Origin of the sequence: Promicromonospora kroppenstedtii (genome assembly GCF_044389675.1) — a bacterium.
Taxonomy (GTDB): Bacteria; Actinomycetota; Actinomycetes; order Actinomycetales; family Cellulomonadaceae; genus Promicromonospora; species Promicromonospora kroppenstedtii.
In genome coordinates, this window is record NZ_JBIRYI010000006.1 from 284,501 (window position 1) to 304,297 (window position 19,797).

The following is a 19,797-nucleotide window of genomic DNA, read 5'->3' on the forward strand; positions in this document are numbered from 1 at the left end:
AGCGGCTGAGCTGTCAGCGGCTGAACTGCGGCGCGGCGGACCCTTCCGGGCCCGCCGCGAGTGGGTCACTCGGAGACGCGACCGAGGTAGTCGCCCGTGCGGGTGTCGACCTTGACCTTGACGCCCTGCTCGAGGAACAGCGGGACCTGGATCTCAGCGCCCGTCTCGAGGGTCGCCGGCTTGGTGCCACCCGTGGAGCGGTCACCCTGCAGGCCCGGCTCCGTGTAGGTGATCTCCAGGACCACGGACGCCGGCAGCTCGATGTACAGCGGGGTGCCGTCGTTCGAGGCGAGCATGACGTTCATGCCCTCGAGCATGTAGTCCTTGGCGTCGCCCACGGTCGCCGCCGACACGTTGATCTGGTCGTACGTGTCGTTGTCCATGAAGACGAAGTCCTCGCCGTCCATGTACAGGTACTGGAAGTCGCGGCGGTCCACGTTGGCCGTCTCGACCTTGATGCCCGCGTTGAACGTCTTGTCGACGACCTTGCCGGACAGCACGTTCTTCATCTTGGTGCGGACGAACGCTCCACCCTTGCCCGGCTTGACATGCTGGAACTCGATGACCGACCAGAGGTTGCCGTCGATGCGGAGCACAGTGCCGTTCTTGATGTCGTTGGAGGTAGCCACGTTCGTCTTCCTGTGTTGGGTAAGGGTGTGCCCCGGGCACGCCGACGCTGCGCCGGCGGCTGGGGTGGTCGTGCAGTGGTCTTGCGGTGGTCGTGCACGGGGTCAAGCAGCAGCGACCAAGTCTAACGGACCGGTCAGAGGACGAGCGCATTGAGGACGACGAGCCCGAGCAGTCCGGTCGCGACCGACCAGATCAGCGAGGCGAGCGTACCCACTACGAACCGCTCCGACGCGACGGGCTGGTCGCGCAGCTCCGCGTACCGCCCCAGGCCCTTGATCGCGACGACGATCGCGATGCCGTACGGGTAGCCGGCCAGCAGGGAGCCCGTGATCGCGAGGCGTTCCAGGACGCCGAGCCACGCCCCGCCGCGCAGGATCGCGACGGCGTCCGGGTGCATCGTGCCCGTGGGGGACTCCTCGCCGTCGGGCACCTGTCCGGCGTTGCTCGCGCCGGACACGCTCGAACCGGACTTGCCGGTGCCAGACTTGCCGGGGCTGGGGAGCATCGCGCCGGACGCGTTCGTGGCGGCGCCGCTGTCGGAGCCGGAGCTCTTCTCGGCTGCCCTCTCGGCGCCTGCGGCGCCCTGAGTGCCCGCGGCAGGTGAGCCGTCGCCGGCGCTTCCGGCCTCCTCACCTGCAGTGCCCTCACCCGCAGCGCCCTCGCCCTCCCCTGCCTCCAGGGCCTGCGGGTACACCGGCGGCTTGTAGCGCGCCCATGGGAGGTCTCCCCGCCCGGCACGGCGCAGCACCCACGGCACCACCCAGGAGCCCACGATCACGCTGAGCGTCAGCGTGATCAACCAGGTCGCGACGGCGGCGACCCACTGCCAGCCGTCGATGTTGTCCAGCGTCTCCCAGGTCACGGCGTGACGTTCCCCTCAGCTCTGCGCGTCAGCTCTTGCCGCGCTTCTTCGTGGTGCTCCGGACAGCAGGCTCGGGAGCCTCGGCCGGACCCGTAGCCTCAGCGGGCTCAGCGGGCTCCGGGCCCACCGAGTCGCTCAGCTCGGCGAGGAGCCGCACGACCACCGGTCGGACAGCTTCCTCCTCCTGCCAGAGGGCCGCGCGGACCCGCTGGCTCACCGCCTGCTCGCTGACGTGCAAGGACTGGGCGACGATCCTTTGTCGGCCCGGTTTGTCCGCCAGCGAGGCGAGCGTATCGGCGACCTCCCACCCTTGGGGAGTACGGCGCGCGCGAATCGCCGCGAGAAGGCGGAGCAGGGCCTCGACCTCGGCGGCCAGGTCCGGCGGGTGCGGCTCGGCGGTCCCGGGCCTCGACGTCTGGCCATCCAGCGGCCGGGCGCCCGCGGTCACGAGGTCCGCCGCCCCGGGGGGCGGCCCCTCCACGGCGACCGAGGTGCCGCGGCCACGGGTCTTGGCGCGCTCGACGGCGTCGCGGGCACGGTAGAAGGCGAAGCCCCGCGCCTCGCGCGACACCGCGGGCAGCGGACCCTCGACCTGGCCGACGCCGATGCCGACGCTCCAGCCCTGGTCTCGCAGCAGGTGCAGGGTGAGGTCGACGGCGAGCTGAGCGCCCGCGCGACCGGGCGCCAGGATGCCCTGCACCTCGTCGCCGACCGTGCGCTCGAACCGCACGACGACACCGTCGCGGCCTCGCGTCAGGTCCGCGAGCTCCGCGAGGATCTCGGGGACACGGTCGTCCGCGTAGGTCGAGCCCCGCTGGTCGATGGTCAGGACGATCATGACTTAAGCCTAAAGACTTGAGGTAAGCAATTCAAGGCTATCGCCTTGATCAGTGCGCCTTAAGCCTGAGCGCTTGAATATCACAAATCAACGCGAAGCCGCTACTCCCCCAGCTTCGACGCGATCGCCGACAGCGCCAGCCGGTACGAGTCGAACCCGAAGCCCGCGACCGTGCCCGTCGCGATCCCGGCGACCACCGAGTAGTGCCGGAACGACTCGCGCGTCGCCGGGTTCGAGAGGTGCACCTCGACCAGCAGCAGCCCCGCCGTGGTGACCTGCGCAGCGGCGTCACGCAGCGCGTACGAGTAGTGCGTGAACGCCGCCGGGTTCAGCACGACGTGCGCCTCCGCGTCGACCGCCTCGTGCAGCCAGCCGACGATCTCGGACTCGTTGTCGGTCTGCCGCACCTCGACCGCCAGGCCGAGCTCCGTGCCCCACTCCCCGGCCGCGACCTTCAGGTCCGCCATCGAGGCGTGTCCGTAGATCTCGGGCTCACGAACACCGAGACGACCGAGGTTGGGACCGTTGAGCACCAGAACGCTGGGCAGTGCAGAAGCCATGGCCGCGAGCCTAGTGGTCAGCGGGTCGGGGTGCCGTCGGATCTCACACCTTGCCGCTGCCGTGCACGATCCGGTGCCCGCCCGTCGCCTCGGCGATCCAGTCGCAGACCTCGGGCCGCAGCTCGTCCCAGCTCCAGAACGTGAACCCGAGGCAGGCCAGCGCCGCGTCGTCGGCCGACCACTCCGTGACCGAGGAGACCGCCCCGCACGCCCGACACTCCAGGTCGGCCGCGTCGCCGTCGCGCCAGGTGGCCGCCGCATCGTAGAACCAGCTCAGCCCTTCCTCGTCCGAGCAGGTGGGGCCGAACTCCTCGGGCGGCCCGAAGAACGACCGGCGCACCGCGCACCGGGGACAGGTCACAGCGTCGACGCCGCCCTGCCCGCCGTCGTACACCTCGCGCCCCGTGCCCACCGCCATGCCCCACGGCGCCTCTCCCGACACGGACGTGGCCACGGTGTCCGCCCAGGCCGGACCCGGCAGGTGACCGACGCCGCCGAGCGCAGCCGCCCCGGAGACCTCCCGCAGCAGCACCCCGCGCGCGACGAGCGCGTCGACCACCCGCCGCCCCAGCTCGGGGGCCTCGGCCTCGGTCGCGTCCAGGTCAGCGATCCACTCGAAGTACGTACCCACGTCTCCCTCTCGGCTGCGGCGCGCCGGCATCCTGCGTGCCAGTCTTCCTGCGCGCCAGTCTTCCTGCGCACCGGTTCATGCGCAGGGTCCGGACAGGTCGTCCGGCGCGCCGCACGCTACCCGGGACCACTGACACAGGGCCCGGAAAGACGCGCCCGAGCCTCAGGCGCCGTCCGACTCCAGCCCCTCGACCAGCAGCGTGCGCGGGCCGGGCCCCGCCTCGGCGAGCTCGTCGTGCGGGTTGGTGAGCGTGCACCGGCGCAGCGAGAGGCAGCCGCAACCGATGCAGTCGGTGAGGTGGTCACGCAGCCGGGACAGCTGCTCGATCCGCGCGTCGAGGTCGTCGTGCCAGGCCTGCGAGATGCGGCGCCAGTCCTTGGCGGTCGGCGTCCGGTCACCGGGCAGGGTGGCGAGTGCGGCACCGATGTCGGCCAGCGGGATCCCGACCCGCTGGGACACCCGGATGAACGCGACCCGCCGCAGCGTCTCACGCCGGTAGCGCCGCTGGTTGCCGGAGGTGCGCCGACTCGCGATCAGGCCTTTGCGCTCGTAGAAGTGCAGCGCGGACACCGCCACGCCGCTCCGGGCGGCGAGGTCACCGACCGTCAGCTCGTCTCGGTCCCACGGGACGGCGGGGTTGGGCGCTTCCATGTCCGGCCTCCACGGCTCGCTACTAGCTTGGTGCCCAGGACTTGGTGCCCAGGACTTGTTTCTCGGTCCGCCGGCCGACGCCAGGGCGGCGGGTTGACCTCAACTTTGGTTCAGGTTAAAGGATGAGCGCATGGACGCGATCAGACACCACACCTTCGGGCCGCCGGAAGTCCTTCAGCTCGAGCAGATCCCGGACCCCGTCCCCGGCCCCGGCGAGGTGCTCGTCGACGCGGTCGCGCACGGGGTGCACCTTCTGGACACCAGCCTCCGGCGCGGCGAGGCAGGCCCACCGCTCCCGCTGCCCAGCCTCCCGACAGTTCCGGGCCGCGAGCTCGCGGGCACCGTCGCCGCCGTCGGCCCCGGGGTCGACGACGCATGGATCGGCCGGCCCGTGGCAGCCCACCTCGGCCCGGTGCCCGACGGCGGCGCGTACGCCAGGCGCGTCGTCGTCGGCGCGGAGAAGCTGCACGCCGTGCCCGACGGGGCCGACGGCGCCCCCCTCGACCCGGCCGACGCGATCACGATGATCGGCACCGGCCGGATGGCCGTCTACACCCTCGACATCGCGGCGGTGACGGCCGACGACGCCGTCGTCGTGACGGGCGCCGCGGGCGGGCTCGGCACGCTGTTCGTGCAGGAGGCGCTGCGCGCGGGCGCACGCGTCGTCGCGCTCGCCGGCGGGGCGGTGAAGCTGAAGGTGCTGCGCGACCTGCTGTCAGGCGAGGCGTTGGAGGGCGAGGCTCAGTCCGGAACGGACCAGCTGGCCCTGGTCGACTACTCCGTCCCCGGCTGGCTGGACCAGGCCCGGGCGGCGCTCGGCGCCCCCGGGGCGACCCTCGTGCTCGACGGCGTGGGCGGAGACCTCGGGACGGCGGCGACGGGTCTGCTGCGCGGGGCGGACGGCGCCGATGCGGACTCCGGCGTGACACCGGGCAGGCTCGTCGCGTACGGCTGGGCCTCGGGCACGGCCAACCGGTACACGTCCTGGGCGGAGGCCGACCGGATCGAGTCCCCGATCGAGGTGCGCTACGCCGTCGGGCCGGAGGCGCCGCCGATGGGCGACCAGCGGCCGTACCAGGAACGCGCACTGGCGATGGCGGCGTCGGGCCGGTGGCGGGTGGCGACGCACCGCGTGCCGTTCGCGGAGGCCGCACGCGCCCACCGCGAGCTCGAGGAGCGCCGCACCACCGGCAAGGTGGTGCTGGTGTGACCGCGGAGGTGTCGGCTGATCAGCCGGCCTCCCAGCCGGGAGAACCGCCGGTCGCGGAGCCGGACGCGTTGTCCGACGCACAGCCCGGCGCTCTCAGTGCCGGCGGACAGCGCCTGGTGCTGATCGGGATGGTCGCGCTCTGCTCTCTTGGCGCGTTCGAGGCCCTGGCCGTGGCGACGGCGATGCCCACCATCGCCGTCGACCTGGACGGGCTGCGGCACTACACGTTCGCCTTCGCGGTGGTCTTCGCCACCAGCGTGGTCGGCATGCTCACCGCGGGACGCTGGTGCGACCGCACCGGACCGACGCCGGCGATGTGGACCGGCGTGGCGCTGTTCGTCGTCGGGCTCGTCGTGGCCGGGACCGCGACCGGGATGGGCGCCCTGATCGCGGGGCGCGCGGTCCAGGGTGTCGGGAGCGGGCTGTTCGGCGTCGCGCTGTACGTGCTGGTGGCCCGCGTGTTCGCCCCCGAACGACGCCCCGCGGTGTTCTCGGCGTTCGCCGCCGCGTGGGTGGTCCCCGCGATCGTGGGGCCGGGACTGGCCGGGCTCGTCGTCGACCACCTGGGCTGGCGCTGGGTCTTCCTCGGCGCCGCGGCGCTCACGATCCCCGCGGCGATCCTGATGCGCCCGGGCCTGACAGCCGCACACGGTGGGGGCCCCACGGCCGACGGCGCGTCGGGGCGCGACCGTCCTGGGCGCAGGGCGCGCAGCGGTGAAGCTCCCGGTCCGGCGGTGCAGGAACCTGGGATCGACCGGACCGAGCGCCCCGTGGCGCACGCGCTGCACCTGGCTCTGGCCGTGCTGCGCGCGGGACGCGGCCTGCCCGCCGTCGTGTCCGTGCGAGCGCTGGTGTCGGCGGCGTTCACGGGTGCCGAGGTGCTGCTCCCGCTGCTGCTCGTCCACGAGCGTCAGCTGAGCCCCGGCGGCGCGGGGCTGATCCTCACCGTGGGGGCGCTCGGCTGGTCCGGGGCGTCGTGGGTGCGCGGACGCAACCTCCTGCACCTGAGCCACACCGGATACGTGCGGCTGGGCGGCGGACTGCTCGCCCTGGGCATGGTCGGCGCGGCCCTCCTCGTGCTGCCGGACGTGCCCGCGGGCGTCGGCATGGCGTTCTGGGTGCTCTCGGGCAGCGGGATGGGCCTGGTGTACCCGACGCTGTCGGTCCTCACGCTCGAGCTGGCGCCACCCCACGAGCACGGGTCGGCTTCGTCGGCCCTCCAGGTGGCCGACGCCGTGGCCGCCGCCATCGCGTCTTCCGCGACGGGCGCGCTGCTCTGGGCCCTGTACGACGTCGCGGGCCTGCCCGCGTACGCGGTCGTACTGGGACTCACGGGGCTGCTGGCTGCGGTCGCCCTGGCGCTGGCGGGGCGGACCCAGGTCCAGGTGGGGCCCGTCGCGTCCTGACCGAGGCGCATGCGGACACCACGAAGGTCCCACCGCGAGGACGCAGCGCGCAGGCGCTGCGGCGGCGGCTGTGTGGGCAACTGGCTGGCGCCGGACGGGTCGTGGCAGGCCGACCTGGACAGGTCGGCCTGTGACCCGGCCCGGGCAGGGGCCGGCGTCAGCCGTCGTTCTGGCAACCGCAACTGCGGCGCGTCGGACCCAGGCGCCCGCGGTGGGCCTGCCGGAGTCTCGGTGCACAGGCCGAGGCCCCGTCGGCCGGGACGGCGGCCGACCGGGACGTGGCCAGGTCGAGACCCGGCCCAGCCCGGGTGGTGGCCTCTGTCTCGAACCTTCATACGCACCGCGAGGCACATTTGAAATCTGTGGATAACCCTTCATCACGTCCGACACGGCAACGACCGAACCCACGGCACACCCGCGCGGCGTCAGCCCTCGCGGAACTCGTCGGACCTGGCGAGGCTGTGCTCATGCACGAGTTCACGAGGTACATCGCCGGTCTGGACGGTCCGGCCAAGGACGCCGTCGAGCACATACGTTCCCGCGCGCTCGAGCTCGTGCCCGACGCCGACGAGGGCATGAGCTACGGCATGGCCGCCCTGCGGTATCGCGGCAGCCCGCTCATCTCGGCGCGCGCGACCGCGAAGCACATCGGGCTCTACCCCTTCAGCCCGCCCGCGATCGACGCGCTCGCACCCGACCTGGCCGGCTTCTCGACGTCGAAGGGCACCGTCAGGTTCACACCGGACAACCCGCTGCCCGACGACGTCCTGGACCGCCTCGTCCTGTTCCGCCGCGACGAGATCGATGCCATGCGGTCGCGCTGACGACTCCGCGCGCTCAGCGCTCCCGGGCCGCGCCCTCGGGCTCCAGGACGCTGGGCGCGCCGCGGGTCAGCCACAGCACCGCGCGGTCGACGACCCACAGGACCGCGAGCGCCGGTCCGGTGAACTGCGCTCCGGCGAGCCAGCACAGGTATCCGACGCCGCCGAAGAGGAGCGCCTCCAGGAGGATCCGCGACCACGGTGGGATCGCCACGAGCGCCTTCGGCGAGAGGAAGGTCGCCCAGAGCGCGATGACGCTGATCGGCGCGAGCAGGCCGACGGCGGCGCGCCATCCGCCGTCGGCCAGGTTCCAGGCGGCGTAGCCGGCCGCGGCGGCCAGGGCGAGCTCGAGGAGAAAGCGCACGAGGAGCGCGGTTGTTCTCACGCGCGCAAGAGTACGGTCCGCGCGGGGGCGGGCAACACGAATTTGCTCGCCGGACGCGGGGACGATCCGGACTCTGGTCTCGCTGTCACGTTTCGCGTCGCTGTCCCGTCAAGGGGGTATGACGCGAGAGCATGTGCGCATGACGGATCCCCGGGCCTCGGCGACCTCCTCGGCAGGTACTGACCGACCAGGGTCGCGGGACACGGAGCAGCTCGCTCCGCCGCGGTCCGGCGCGTCGTTCCTGGACGACGCCGCACTGGAGCGCCTCCGTCCGCTGTCGTTCACGGTGGCCTACCGGATGCTCGGCAGTGTCGCCGAGGCGGAGGACGTGGTGCAGGAGGCGCTGACGCGCGTCGCGCAGGCTCCTGACGTGCGTAACCCCGACGCGTTCATCACCACGGTCACCACGCGGATCGCGATCGACGTGCTGCGTTCGGCGCGGGTCCGGCGGGAGTCGTACGTGGGTGAGTGGCTGCCCGAGCCGCTGGTCGGCGCGGTGCCGCATCTGCCGGTGGCGATGGGCACGCCCGCGCCCGACGTCGCACGCCATGCCGAGCTCGCCGACGATCTCTCGACCGCGTTCCTGGTGCTGCTGGAGACCCTCACGCCTACGGAGCGGGCGGCGTTCCTGCTGCACGACGTGCTCGGCTTTCCGCACAGCGAGGCTGCCGGGGTGATCGGCACCAGCGAGGTCGCGGCGCGGCAGCTGGCTTCGCGTGCCCGACGCCGGATCGCGGCGACCGCCCCGGACCGGGTCCCGGCCCTCGCCGAGGCCCAGACACAGGCCCGGACGGGGGCTCAGGCCCCTACGGAAACAGGGGCCCGGACACAGACCACCTCGCTGCGTGGCGCCACCGACCGGGCTCGGGCCGAGCAGCTCGTGTCCCGGTTCCTGGCCGCGTGCGAGGAGGGTGCGGTGGACTCGTTCCTCGAGCTGCTGACCGAGGACGTGGTGCTCACGGGCGACGGCGGCGGGAACGTGCCGCAGGGCATGTCGATCGTCCGGCCGGTCGCCGGGCGGGTGACCGTCGCCCGCATGCTGGCTTCCTTCGTCAGCCGGGGCGCGCCGGTCCACTTCGAGCGGGCGCTCGTGGGCGGTGACCCAGGCCTTCTCATCGTGGCCGACGACGTCGTGGGCGGTGGCCTGATCGGCACCTGGTCGTTCGAAATGACGGACGGACGGCTCTCGGGCATCCGCGGTGTGATCAACCCGCGCAAGCTCGGGCACCTGGGGCCGCTCGCGGACCTCGATCGGGTCCAAACCGCGCTGCGGCACGCGCTGGAGGAGCGGACAGCGGCCCGGCGCGCCGCAGCACACCGGGCCGCCGAGCCCGAGGACCCCGAGAGCCAGACGCCCGAGAACCAGACGCCCAGGAACCAGCCGTCCGGGGACTAGAACACCCGTCAGACCGTGGACCGGTCGCCCGTCGGTTCCGCCGTCGGCCCGGCCGGGCTGTCGGCGCCCGCCAGGGGCGCCTCACGCACGAACCACATCATCGCGAGGCCCATGAGCACCACCGCGACGATGCCGAGAGTGCCCCAGATGGTCGCGCCCGTGGCGGCGATGGTGATCGTCCACAGGGCGCTGGACATCCAGGACGTGGCGCGGCCGGTCGTGGCGTAGAGGCCGAAGATCTCGGACTCCTTGCCGGCCGGCGTCACGCGGGCGAGGTAGGACCGGGACGCGGCCTGGGCCGGGCCGACGCACGCCGAGAGGATCAGGCCGCCCACCCAGTAGACGACGGGGCCGAGGTCGCGCAGGAACACGACCCCGAGCCCGGCCACGACGATGACGCCGAGCGTGCTGAGGATGACGGAGCGCGGGCCGAAGCGGTCGTCGGCGAAGCCCACGAGGACCGTGCTCGCCCCGGCCACGAGGTTGGCTGCGATGCCGAAGACGATGACCTGGTCGGCGGAGAACCCGAAGCTGACGCCGCCGATGATCGCGCCGAACGCGAAGACGCCGCTCAGGCCGTCGCGGTACACGGCGCTGGCCAGCAGGAACCAGAAGGTGCGGCGCAATGTGTGCCACAGGCCCTTGATGTCGCGGTAGAGCACCGCATAGCTGGCGAAGAACCCGACGGTGGCGCGGCCCTTGGTGGGCGGGAGCTCCGGCACGAAGGCCAGGATCGGCCAGGCGAACGCCAGCGCCCAGAGCGCGCAGCCCACGGCGATCACGCGGAACGCGAGGCCGTTGTCGGTGGGCATGCCCCACCAGTCGGCGCCGTTGGCGATCACCACGAACAGGAGCGCCAGGATGCCGCCGACGTAGCCGAGCCCCCAGCCGAGCCCGGACACCTTGCCGACGGTCCTCGGCGTGGCGACGGAGACCATCATGGCGTTGTAGTTCACGCCGGCGATCTCGTTGAGCACGCTGCCCAGGCCGATCAGCGCGGCGCCGAGCACGAAGTAGGCCGGGTCGGCCTCGACGAACCACAGCGCGAGCATGCACAGGACCATGCCCGCCGTCCCGCCGGCGAGCCACACCTTGCGTCGCCCGGTGGCGTCGGCGCGCTGCCCGAGCACGGGCGCGAGGAAGAGGATGAGCAGACCCGCGAGGGTGTTCCACAGGCCCACCCCGCTGCTCAGCTCGGCGAGGCCGTGCTGGTAGGCGGGGTCGTCCTCGCCCAGCGCCACGACGGCCGGGTCGAGGAACGCCTCGGTGGTCAGGTACAGCGCGGTGAACACGAACGTGAGGATCACCGTGTTGAACGGCTGGGTACCCCAGTCCCACAGTGCCCAGGAGATCACCTGGCGGCGCGGGATCCGCGCCCCCTCCTGCAGCTCGAGGCCCATCTTGGGGGGCTTCGGGGTCTCGCCGGCAGGGCGCGCCTGCGGGTCGGGTCCGGGAACGGCGTCGGTCATGGCCGCAGTCTGCCCGGGTCGCGTGAACCGTGGGTGCTGGAGCGGTCACGATCTCATACCGACCAGCAGGTCGGACGGCGCACGTCAGGCACGCACGTCAGGCACGCGCGTCAGAGCGCGAGGTTGGCCCGCCCGATCTGCTCGACCCCCGACACGCCCGCGAGCGCCATGGTCAGGTCGAGCTCGGCCAGCACGTGCTCGGCGACGGCGCGGACGCCGTCGGCTCCGGCCAGGGCGAGGCCGTAGACCCAGGGGCGGCCCAGGAGGACGGCGTCGGCGCCGAGGGCGAGGGCGGTGAAGACGTCTGCGCCGGTGCGGATGCCGGAGTCGAAGAGAACGGGAACCGAGCCGTCCGTTCCCGGACCGGACGCCCCCGTCCACTCCCGCACGACGTCGACCACGGGTCCGAGCGCGTCGATCGAGGCGACGGCGTTGTCGATCTGGCGCCCGCCGTGGTTGGACACGATGATGCCGTCGGCCCCGTGGTCGAGGGCGGCGCGGGCGTCGTCGGGGTGCTGGATGCCTTTGACGAGGATGGGCAGGGTGGTGCGTTCGCGCAGCCAGGCGAGGTCGGCCCACGTGAGGGTGGAGCGCGAGAAGACGTCGAGGAAGGTCTCGACGGCCGCGCGGGCGTGCGGCTGGGTCAGGTTCCGCAGGGTGGGGCCGGGGTGGTGGCGCGCCATGGACAGCAGGGAGCGGACGGCGGCGGGCGTGGGCCGCTCCGACGTCGCCTCCTCCCCCGCCGACGCCGCTGTTCGCACCCGCGCTTCCACGAGGCCACGGAAGACCGGGTCGCTGAGGTACTGGGCGATGCCCTCGGCGCGGGCGAACGGCAGGTAGCCCAGGTCGAGGTCGGCGGTACGCCAGCCGAGCACATGGGTGTCGACGGTGACGACGATCGCCTCGCAGCCGCTGGCCTCGGCGCGGGACACGAAGGACTCGACCAGGGCGTCGTCGGACGACCAGTAGAGCTGGAACCAGCGTGGGCTGTCACCGAGGGCAGCTGCGGTCTGTTCCATGGGTGTGGACGCCTGGGACGAGATGACGACGGGCAGGCCGAGGTCGCGGGCGGCCCGGGACAGGGCGGGCTCCGCGTTGCCCGGCGCCGCGGCCCGGCCGCCGCGCTGGTGCTGCACGGCGAGCTCCAGCGCGCCGACCGGGGCGAACAGCACGGGGGCGGGCAGGTCACGGCCGAGCAGGGTGGTGCGCAGCGACCGCTCGCCGACGTCGACCAGCTGGCGCGGCACGATGCGGTACCGGCCGAACGCCTCCCGGTTGGCCGACACGGTCCGCTGCGCGCCGGCGCCGCCGACCACGTAGGACCAGCCGGTGCGGGTCATCCGACGGCGGGCGGCGTCGGCGAGCGCGTCAGGGCTGGTCGGCACGACCGGGCGACGGCCGTAGACGCCGGCGCGGTAGATCGCGGACTGGACGGTCCGGCCCACGTTGCTCTGGGCGCCACCCGCTGTACTGATCCCACCGTTAGTAGGCATGTCGGACATCCTGCCACGTGGTCGACGGAGCGGCAGTCGCCGAAAGCCGCCTACCGCCCGGCTGCCGCTTCTCCCGTCCGGGCCGGCACCGTCAGCGGCAGGCCCGCGAGGTCCTCGACCTGGGCCCACACCCGCGCGGCGAGGTCGCCCTCAGGCGTCGCGGTCCGGGCGGTCGGCTCCACGAGCACCGGCGCTCCCCGCAGCCGGCCGGCTGGCGCGTAGTACTGACCGTTGCGCGCCTCCGGGTCGGTCAGGGCGCGCACCGCCGACCACGCTGCGGCGTCCTTGCCCTGGGCCCAGGGCGTGTACGGGTTGGGGCGGTAGGTCGTGGTCGCGTCCCGGATCCCGGCACGGCGCGGCGTGCGGGCGTCTACACCGACCCCCGGCCGGGTAACGAGCGAGGCGACCGGCGTCCCCGCAGCCTCCAGGCGCCGGGCGAGCTCGAACGCGAGCACCTCGGTCACCGTCTTCGCCTTGGTGTAGGCGACGACGCCCGCGAACGGCACCCGGGCGACGTCGTCGACCGCCGTCGGGAACTGTGTGACGAATCCCGTGGAGGTGTGCACCACCCGGGACGGCACGCCGAGCCGCTCGCCGGTGGCCGCGAGCGCCGGGAGCACGCCGGCCAGGAGTGCCGCGCTCGCGACGGTGTGGGTGCCGAGCAGCATCGGCAGGCCGTCGGCGGTGCGCGCGCGACGCTTCATGTCCATGGTCCCGCCGTTCAGCAGCAGGCCGTCGACGCGGGGCAGGGCCGAGATCCGGGTGGCGGCGCCAGCCACGGAGGCCAGGGAGGCGAGGTCGATCACGACGGTGTCGAGCCGCGCGCCCGGCACCTCCCGCTCGATCGCGGCGACGGCGGTCGCGAGCTTGGCCGCCGACCGGGACGCGAGCACGACGTGCGCCCCGGCGGCGGCGAGCTGCTCGGCGGCGAAGTAGCCGATGCCGGCCGTGGCGCCGGTCACGACGTGCGTGCGTCCGGTCTGGTCGGGCAGGTGGGCGGGGTCCCAGGTGGTGGGGCTGGGCATGCGGCTAGACGTGGGCCTGGGGGTGGGTACAGAAGTGGGCATGGGTGGTCCTCGGATTCTGCCGTTCGAGCAATTCGGATGAACTATCCGTTTGAGCGTAGCACCCCAAGCGGATTCTCCATCCGCTTCCGGGGTAGGCTCACCCCATGCCCGCTCTCCGGTCCGACGCCGCCCGCAGCCGCGCGCGCATCCTCGATGTGGCCCGGCGCCACGACCCCGGCGCCCTGCGCTTCAACGACCTGGCCCGGGAGGCCGGTGTCGGGGTCGGCACGGTCTACCGCCACTTCCCCAGCACCCATGCCCTCGTCGAGGCGCTCACGCTGGACACCCTCGAGCGGCTGCGCGTGCTGGTGCGCGCCGCGCTCGCCGAGACCGATGCGGGCCGGGCGGTCGCGGACCTGCTGCGCGCCGCGCTCGGCCTGCAGCTCGAGGAGGGCGGGCTGCAGCCGGTGCTGCTGGCGGCCGAGGACGAGTCCGACGGGGTGCGCGAGGCCAAGCAGGAGATCCTGGGCGGCTTCGAGCAGATCCTGGTCCGCGCCCGTGCCGCCGGCGTCGTCCGGCCGGACCTGTCCACCGAACAGGTGGAGCACCTGGTGTGCGGGATGGAGCACGCCGTGCGGCTGGGCGCGTCGTCGGACCGCGAGCCGTACCTGGAGATCCTGCTGGCAGGCCTGCGGCCCGCTTGATCAAGCCCGCCTGACCTGCGACCGGGCGCGGTGAGGACGTCCGGCAGCATACGATCCGCAAGTGCCTGGTTCTTCGGAAGACGCGCTCGACTGGCGCACCGACCACCTGCTCGGCGAACCGTTCCAGGAGGCGGCTCTCGGGCCCGCCACCCTGGTGCGCTACCCGCACCCGACGGACCATCCGCCACCGCGGGCGGCCGTGATCCACGTGCACGGGTACAACGACTACTTCTTCCAGGAGCACCTGGCCCGCACCTTCACGGCAGCGGGCTACGCGTTCTACGCCGTCGACCTGCGGGCCGCCGGGCGGTCCCTGCAGCCCGACCAGATCCCGCACTTCGTGCTCGACCTGCGCGAGCAGGCCACGGACATCGCGGCGGCCGCCCGCACGGTGCGCGGCCTGGAGCCCGGGCTGCCGCTCGTCGTGCACGCCCACTCCACCGGCGGGCTCACGGCATCCCTCTGGGCCCACGCACACCGCAACGCGGCCGGGGCCGACGCCGGACCCGACGCGCTGGTGCTGAACTCGCCGTTCCTCGACCTGCGGGCGCCGCACTGGCAGCGCACCGTCGGGACGCGCTTCCTGGACACGGTCGGGCGGCTGGCGACGACAGCGATCATCAGCGACGGGCCGTCGCGGTACGCCGAGCACCTGCTCGCCACGAACGGCGGGCGGTGGGAGTTCGACACCACGCTCAAGCGACCCGAGGGCGTGCCGGGGCGCGTCGGCTGGTTCGTCGCGATCCGGCGCGGGCAGGCGCGCGTGGCCGCCGGGCTGGAGATCGCGTGCCCCGTCCTGCTCGCCCGGTCGGACTCCTCGGGCCCCGACACGCTCGACAACCCGCTGCTCGACGCGCAGGACACGGTGCTCGACGTGCAGCAGATGGCGGCGCTCGCCCCGGGCCTCGGCCAGGACGTCACCGAGCTGGTCGTGCCCGGCGCCGTGCACGACCTGTCGCTGTCGGCCCGGGGGCCGCGGGAGGCGTACCTCGACGGCATGTTGAAATGGACCCAGAGCAGCATCGACGGACATATCGACAGACGTATCGACGGACAGAGCGTCGAGATCGGCACCACTACGTGAGGGACGAGCCAGTGACCTATTTCGAGGGGCCGTTCCAAGCCCTCGCCCACCGCGGTTTCGCGCACGCCTCGGCCGGTACCGAGGGGCTGGAGAACTCGCTGGCGGCGTTCGGCGCCGCCGTCGACCTCGGCTACAGGTACGTGGAGACGGACGCGCACGGGACCGTCGACGGCGTGGCTGTCGCGCTGCACGACGAGTCGCTGGACCGCACCACCGACGGCACCGGCCTGGTGGCCGAGCTGCCGTGGTCCGAGGTGCGCGAGGCCCGGATCGGTGGCGTGGAACCCGTGCCGCTGCTCGAGGACCTGCTCGGCGGCTGGCCCGAGCTGCGCGTCAACATCGACGTGAAGCACAGCTCCGGCGTCGGCCCGGTTGCGCGCGCCATCGAGAAGACGGCGTCCTGGGACCGGGTCTGCGTCACCTCGTTCGAGGTGGCCCGGCGGCGGGCCACGCTCACCAAGCTGTCGCACCCGGTGGCGACGTCGGCCGGACGCCGTGAGATCGCCAGCTTCCTGACCGGGGTGCGCCTGCGCCTGCCGGCCCTGTCCCGCCGCGCGCTGCGGGACGCCGACGCGCTGCAGGTCCCGGTGCGGGAGAACTCGATCACGGTGGTGGACCGCGCGTCCGTGGCGGCGGCGCACGCGCTCGGCAAGAAGGTGCACGTCTGGACCATCAACGAGCCGGACGAGATGAACCAGCTCATCGACGACGGCGTGGACGGCCTGATCACCGACCGCGCCGACCTGCTCAAGGACGTGCTGGTGGAACGGGGTCTCTGGGGGTAGGCGGGTTCACTCGCAGCCGACGCCGTCACCGTCCCGGTCGAGGTGCGACGCGTAGCCCGGGTCGCCGCGGTACACGGGTGCGGCGCCTGCGGCCCGAGCCGCGTCGCAGTTCTCGTAGTAGGTCGCCTCCGAGGTGTCGTCGGCCGCGTCGGCCGAGTCGCCGGCGCCGCCGCCTGTCGCGCCCCCGCCCGAGATGCCCGCGGCCTCCTCGGCCTCGACGGCGGCCTCGCGGTCCGCGACGTCGGACTCACGGGAGTCGACCTTGTCCTCCTGCTTCGCGACGGCGGAGGCGCGCGCCTCGAGGTCCTCCTGGTCTGCCTTCAGCGCCGTCTGGGCCTCGACGAGCGCGGCCTGGTCTGCTTCGAGCGCCGTCCGTGCCTCGGTGAGGTCGGCCTGCTCGCTCTCCAGCTCCGCGCGCTGCTCCTCGGCGGCCGCGACCGCCGCCGATGCCGACGCGGACGCCTCGGCGTCGGCGACCGCGGTCCCTCCCCCGCCGACACCGCCGAGGCCGACACCGAGAAAGAACGCGACGACGACCGCAGCGGCCCAGCCGATCACCCGCCACGGACGACGGGCTGCGGGCGGGACTGCTTCCACATCAGGGACGTCGACGGCGACCGCGTCGGTGCCGAGCAGCGCCGTGTCCGGAACATCGACCCACAGCCGCCAGCCGGCAGGCATCGACCACTGGGGATTGGGCTGCCAGTCGGGATCCGGGTTCCAGCCCGCAGGCGGGGGCGGCCAGCCGGGTGGGAGGTTGTAGATCCTGCGCATGACGGGCACCTTCCGAACGGCGCGCGGCCGGTCCGCGCGCGCTGTGCACCCCTGCTCCTGGACCGTAGGCGCTGGAGCTCCTGCATTGCACAGAAAACCAGACAAGATCACCCAGATATCCCCCACCTGGGCCGAAGACGGCGGGGGCCGGGTGGCGCGGCGCCCCTAGTCGCCGCCACCACCACCGCCGGAATCGCCTCCCGACCAGCCGCCGGAGTCGCCACCGCCGAACCACCCACCGCCACTGTCCGAGCTGCCGCTGCCACCACCGCCGCCGACGCCGCCGCCGCCGTCAGAACCCGACCAGGTCGGGTCGCCGCCCCAGGACCCGCCGCCGGTCCAGCCGTCGCCACCGGCCCACACCGCGCTCGACGACGCGGCGTGGGCGGGTGCGGCGTTCGACGAGCCACCGTTCGGGCCGGAGTCCGACGCGTCGACGCGCTCCGACGCGGAAGGCGACGGGTCCGGGTCGCCGGGCCGGTCGTCGCCTCGCCCGCGGCTGTCCCCCCGCCCGCGGTCCTCGCCGTCGAGGCCGGGGGCGACGACCGCCGGGACCATGAGGCCCGCACCGTCGTCGGTGGTGCCCACCGCCGTCGCGTCGGAGGACCGTCGCGCACGGGACCGCGGCTCGGCGGCGACCGTCCCGAGTCGGGCGGAGAAGGCCCACAGCGTGCGGCCGTCGGCCAGGAGCAGCCGCGCCGGGCCCTCGGCGTCGTCTCCGGCGAAGAACTCGACGGTCACCCAGCCGGGGCCCATCATGTGCACCGGCGCACCCGGCGCGAACAGCAGGTGCAGGTACTGCCGGCTGCCGCGGTGCTCGACCACGACCGTCCGCATGGGCCGGCCCGACACCTTCCGCTCCGCGGCCACGGCCTCGCCGCGGAGGGTCAGCGACACCGCTCCTCGCGCGGCCCGCGACCAGGCGCTCCGGTTGCGGGACCAGCGGCGAGCCCTCGTGGCGAAGATCAGCAGGACGATCACGGCGACGATCAGCGCCACGACAAGGACCGGCGTCGACCTGCCGAGCTCCTCGCCGGACGAGAACGGGCCCACGAAGAGGACCAGGAAGCCGAGGAAGAAGAGCGGTGGGAAGAACAGCCGGAACGCGCTCTGCGCACCGGCCTTGCGCGCGGCCCGGAAGCCGGGGTCGGAGGTCATGTGCTGAGGCTAATGTCCGCTTTGCTCCCGCGCTGCGATTCCCGCTCCCCTTTGAGGCCTAAGTTTCTTCGCTTTGAGCCACGTCAAAGCGAAGAAACTTAGGCCTCAAAGGGGAGAGCTCGAAACCGAGACACGGTTCGACCCAGGATGGCGGCTCAGCCCAGCGTCAGCGTGACCGGGGTACCCGGGCCCTTGGTCGGCGGCTCCTTGGACACCTCGGCGTAGGCCGCGGCGAGCAGCGTCGGGTCGGGTCCCTCCAGGCGCACGGGCTTGGCGACGTCGTCGAGCACCACGAACCGGAGCAGGTCGCCGCGGGCCTTCTTGTCGCGGCGCATCGCGGCCAGGAGCTGGTCCCAGCGGTCGCCGCGGTAGTGCACGGGCAGCCCCAGCGAGTCCAGGATCGACCGGTGCCGGTCGGCGACGTCGTCGGGGAGCTTGCCGGCCATCCGGGCGAGCTCCGCGGCGAAGATCATGCCCACGCTCACGGCGGCGCCGTGGCGCCACTGGTAGCGCTCGACGAGCTCGATCGCGTGCCCCAGCGTGTGCCCGTAGTTGAGGATCTCGCGCAGGCCGGCCTCCTTGAGGTCCTCGCCCACGACATCGGCCTTGACCCGGACCGACCGTTCGACGAGCTCGGCCACGACGGCCCATGTCTCGTCGGTGGTGGCCGCGCCGGCCCAGTTCCGCAGCTCGTCGACGTGCGCCTCGACCAGGTCGAGGATCACCGGGTCGGCGATGAAGCCGGTCTTGACCACCTCGGCCAGGCCCGCCACGAGGTCCCACTTGTCGAGGGAGCCCAGCGCCGCCAGGTCGCACAGCACGCCGGCCGGCGGGTGGAACGCGCCCACGAGGTTCTTGCCCTCCGACGTGTTGATGCCCGTCTTGCCGCCCACGGCGGCGTCGACCATCGCGAGCAGCGTGGTCGGCACGTGCACCACGCGGATACCGCGCAGCCAGGTCGCGGCCACGAACCCGGCGAGGTCGGTGGTGGCGCCGCCGCCGACGCCGACGATCGCGTCCGAGCGCGTGAAGTCGAGCTGGCCCAGCAGGCCCCAGAGGAACGCCGCGACCTGCGGCGTCTTCGCCGACTCGGCGTCCGGCACCTCGGCGACGAAGGCCTCGTAGCCGGAGGCCTTGAGGTCCTCGGCGATCGCGTCCGCCGTCGCCGACAGCGCGGCGGGGTGGATCACCATGACCTTCGCGGCCGCGCCCACGAGGCCCGGCAGCTCGCCCAGCAGGTGCCGGCCGATGACGACGTCGTAGGGCGCCTCTCCCCGGACGGTGATCCGGGTGGGGGCGCTGTCCGTGCTCACGTGATGCTCTCCTCCGTCTTGTTCTCCGGCTGGTCGTGTTCCTCGGCCCGCTTCGGGTCCACGAGCTCAGGGACACGCAGCTCCAGGCCGAGCGCCTCGATGATCTCCGCCGCGACCTGCTCGCCGGGCCGGTCGCTCGAGACGATCGTCAGCGTCGCGAGCCGCTCGTAGGTGGGCCGCCGCTCGTTCATCAGCTTCTGCCACTGCGCACGCGGGTTGCCCAGCAGCAGCGGCCTGGCCTGGTTCATGCCGACGCGCTGGGCGGCGATCGCCAGCGGCACGTCGAGGAAGACGACGTGCCCGCCCGCGGCCGCGTACCGAGTGAGCGCCGCCTGGGTCGTCAGGCTCATGACGGCGCCACCGCCGAGCGACACGACGCCGTCGTGCTCCGTCAGCGCGGCGAGCACCGCCGCCGACTCCAGCTCGCGGAAGTGCGGCTCGCCGTCGTCCACGAAGATCTCGCTGACGGGCTTGCCCGCGTGCGCCTCGATGTCGGCGTCCGTGTCGCGGATCGTGACACCGAGGCCCGCGGCGAGCGTGCGGCCCACCTTCGACTTGCCGGAGCCGGGCGGTCCGATCATGACGGCGACCGGACGGATCGCACCCGCCGAGCCGGACGT

General features: G+C 73.2%; 21 protein-coding genes. 7 read left to right on the plus strand and 14 right to left on the minus strand.

Annotated elements, in window-relative coordinates; all coding sequences use genetic code 11:
* Positions 1-65 precede the first annotated feature (65 nt).
* The 6 genes from efp to soxR all read right to left on the minus strand — a co-directional run bounded on the left by efp (position 66) and on the right by soxR (position 4,172).
* A complete protein-coding gene (efp, locus tag ACH47X_RS12000; RefSeq protein ID WP_036961827.1) occupies positions 66-629 on the minus strand; it encodes an elongation factor P in 564 nt (187 codons plus the stop codon).
* Between the two features lie 134 nt (positions 630-763).
* Positions 764-1,492, minus strand: a complete 729-nt coding sequence (locus ACH47X_RS12005) for a hypothetical protein (RefSeq protein ID WP_397404496.1) — start codon at positions 1,490-1,492, stop codon at positions 764-766.
* A gap of 28 nt (positions 1,493-1,520) precedes the next feature.
* Positions 1,521-2,330: a hypothetical protein gene (locus ACH47X_RS12010; RefSeq protein ID WP_397404498.1), complete on the minus strand. Its 810-nt coding sequence runs from the start codon at positions 2,328-2,330 to the stop codon at positions 1,521-1,523.
* Positions 2,331-2,431: 101 nt separating this feature from the next.
* Positions 2,432-2,890, minus strand: a complete 459-nt coding sequence (locus ACH47X_RS12015) for a type II 3-dehydroquinate dehydratase (RefSeq protein WP_397404500.1) — start codon at positions 2,888-2,890, stop codon at positions 2,432-2,434.
* Between the two features lie 43 nt (positions 2,891-2,933).
* Positions 2,934-3,521, minus strand: a complete 588-nt coding sequence (locus tag ACH47X_RS12020) for a hypothetical protein (RefSeq protein WP_397404502.1) — start codon at positions 3,519-3,521, stop codon at positions 2,934-2,936.
* Positions 3,522-3,683: 162 nt separating this feature from the next.
* On the minus strand, positions 3,684-4,172 hold the full coding sequence (gene soxR, locus ACH47X_RS12025; RefSeq protein WP_397404504.1) for a redox-sensitive transcriptional activator SoxR: 489 nt from the start codon (positions 4,170-4,172) through the stop codon (positions 3,684-3,686).
* Positions 4,173-4,302: 130 nt separating this feature from the next.
* On the opposite strand from soxR, the gene ACH47X_RS12030 reads away from it, so the two are divergent.
* From ACH47X_RS12030 to ACH47X_RS12040, 3 genes are all read left to right on the plus strand, one after another.
* Positions 4,303-5,382 carry an alcohol dehydrogenase catalytic domain-containing protein gene (locus ACH47X_RS12030; protein ID WP_397404506.1) on the plus strand — a complete coding sequence of 360 codons (1,080 nt, stop codon included), beginning with the start codon at positions 4,303-4,305 and terminating at the stop codon, positions 5,380-5,382.
* Positions 5,379-6,788, plus strand: coding sequence for an MFS transporter (locus tag ACH47X_RS12035; RefSeq protein ID WP_397404508.1), 1,410 nt, complete (start codon positions 5,379-5,381; stop codon positions 6,786-6,788). Before ACH47X_RS12030 ends, ACH47X_RS12035 begins: the two co-directional genes overlap by 4 nt.
* A 467-nt stretch (positions 6,789-7,255) precedes the next feature.
* On the plus strand, positions 7,256-7,612 hold the full coding sequence (locus ACH47X_RS12040) for an iron chaperone (RefSeq protein WP_142034919.1): 357 nt from the start codon (positions 7,256-7,258) through the stop codon (positions 7,610-7,612).
* Between the two features lie 13 nt (positions 7,613-7,625).
* Here the strand turns inward: ACH47X_RS12040 and ACH47X_RS12045 are convergent, their stop codons facing one another.
* On the minus strand, positions 7,626-7,994 hold the full coding sequence (locus tag ACH47X_RS12045) for a YrdB family protein (protein ID WP_397404510.1): 369 nt from the start codon (positions 7,992-7,994) through the stop codon (positions 7,626-7,628).
* A gap of 139 nt (positions 7,995-8,133) precedes the next feature.
* Here ACH47X_RS12045 and ACH47X_RS12050 point away from each other — a divergent pair, with 139 nt between their 5' ends.
* On the plus strand, positions 8,134-9,390 hold the full coding sequence (locus ACH47X_RS12050) for a sigma-70 family RNA polymerase sigma factor (protein WP_397404512.1): 1,257 nt from the start codon (positions 8,134-8,136) through the stop codon (positions 9,388-9,390).
* Positions 9,391-9,398: 8 nt separating this feature from the next.
* Here the strand turns inward: ACH47X_RS12050 and ACH47X_RS12055 are convergent, their stop codons facing one another.
* The 3 genes from ACH47X_RS12055 to ACH47X_RS12065 form a co-directional block, all read right to left on the minus strand.
* Positions 9,399-10,859: an MFS transporter gene (locus ACH47X_RS12055; RefSeq protein ID WP_397404514.1), complete on the minus strand. Its 1,461-nt coding sequence runs from the start codon at positions 10,857-10,859 to the stop codon at positions 9,399-9,401.
* Positions 10,860-10,969: 110 nt separating this feature from the next.
* Complete coding sequence (locus ACH47X_RS12060) at positions 10,970-12,352, minus strand: alpha-hydroxy-acid oxidizing protein (RefSeq protein WP_397404516.1); 1,383 nt, start codon at positions 12,350-12,352, stop codon at positions 10,970-10,972.
* 50 nt (positions 12,353-12,402) lie between these two features.
* Positions 12,403-13,377, minus strand: coding sequence for an SDR family NAD(P)-dependent oxidoreductase (locus ACH47X_RS12065; protein ID WP_397404518.1), 975 nt, complete (start codon positions 13,375-13,377; stop codon positions 12,403-12,405).
* Positions 13,378-13,523: 146 nt separating this feature from the next.
* Between ACH47X_RS12065 and ACH47X_RS12070 the strand changes: the two genes are divergently transcribed.
* The 3 genes from ACH47X_RS12070 to ACH47X_RS12080 all read left to right on the plus strand — a co-directional run bounded on the left by ACH47X_RS12070 (position 13,524) and on the right by ACH47X_RS12080 (position 15,932).
* Positions 13,524-14,063 carry a TetR/AcrR family transcriptional regulator gene (locus tag ACH47X_RS12070; RefSeq protein ID WP_397404520.1) on the plus strand — a complete coding sequence of 180 codons (540 nt, stop codon included), beginning with the start codon at positions 13,524-13,526 and terminating at the stop codon, positions 14,061-14,063.
* 61 nt (positions 14,064-14,124) lie between these two features.
* Positions 14,125-15,147, plus strand: coding sequence for an alpha/beta hydrolase (locus tag ACH47X_RS12075; RefSeq protein ID WP_397404522.1), 1,023 nt, complete (start codon positions 14,125-14,127; stop codon positions 15,145-15,147).
* An 11-nt stretch (positions 15,148-15,158) separates the two neighbouring features.
* Complete coding sequence (locus tag ACH47X_RS12080; protein ID WP_397404524.1) at positions 15,159-15,932, plus strand: glycerophosphodiester phosphodiesterase; 774 nt, start codon at positions 15,159-15,161, stop codon at positions 15,930-15,932.
* A 6-nt stretch (positions 15,933-15,938) separates the two neighbouring features.
* Here the strand turns inward: ACH47X_RS12080 and ACH47X_RS12085 are convergent, their stop codons facing one another.
* From ACH47X_RS12085 to ACH47X_RS12100, 4 genes are all read right to left on the minus strand, one after another.
* The gene (locus ACH47X_RS12085) at positions 15,939-16,706 is read right to left on the minus strand and encodes an excalibur calcium-binding domain-containing protein (RefSeq protein ID WP_397404526.1); all 768 of its coding nucleotides are present in this window, start codon (positions 16,704-16,706) and stop codon (positions 15,939-15,941) included.
* Between the two features lie 165 nt (positions 16,707-16,871).
* Positions 16,872-17,864, minus strand: a complete 993-nt coding sequence (locus tag ACH47X_RS12090) for a hypothetical protein (RefSeq protein ID WP_397404528.1) — start codon at positions 17,862-17,864, stop codon at positions 16,872-16,874.
* A gap of 155 nt (positions 17,865-18,019) precedes the next feature.
* A complete protein-coding gene (gene aroB / locus ACH47X_RS12095; RefSeq protein ID WP_036961805.1) occupies positions 18,020-19,177 on the minus strand; it encodes a 3-dehydroquinate synthase in 1,158 nt (385 codons plus the stop codon).
* Entirely contained in the window at positions 19,174-19,758 is a 585-nt protein-coding gene (locus tag ACH47X_RS12100; RefSeq protein ID WP_397404629.1) for a shikimate kinase, read from the minus strand. The genes aroB and ACH47X_RS12100 overlap by 4 nt, the downstream gene beginning before the upstream one ends.
* Positions 19,759-19,797 lie beyond the last annotated feature (39 nt).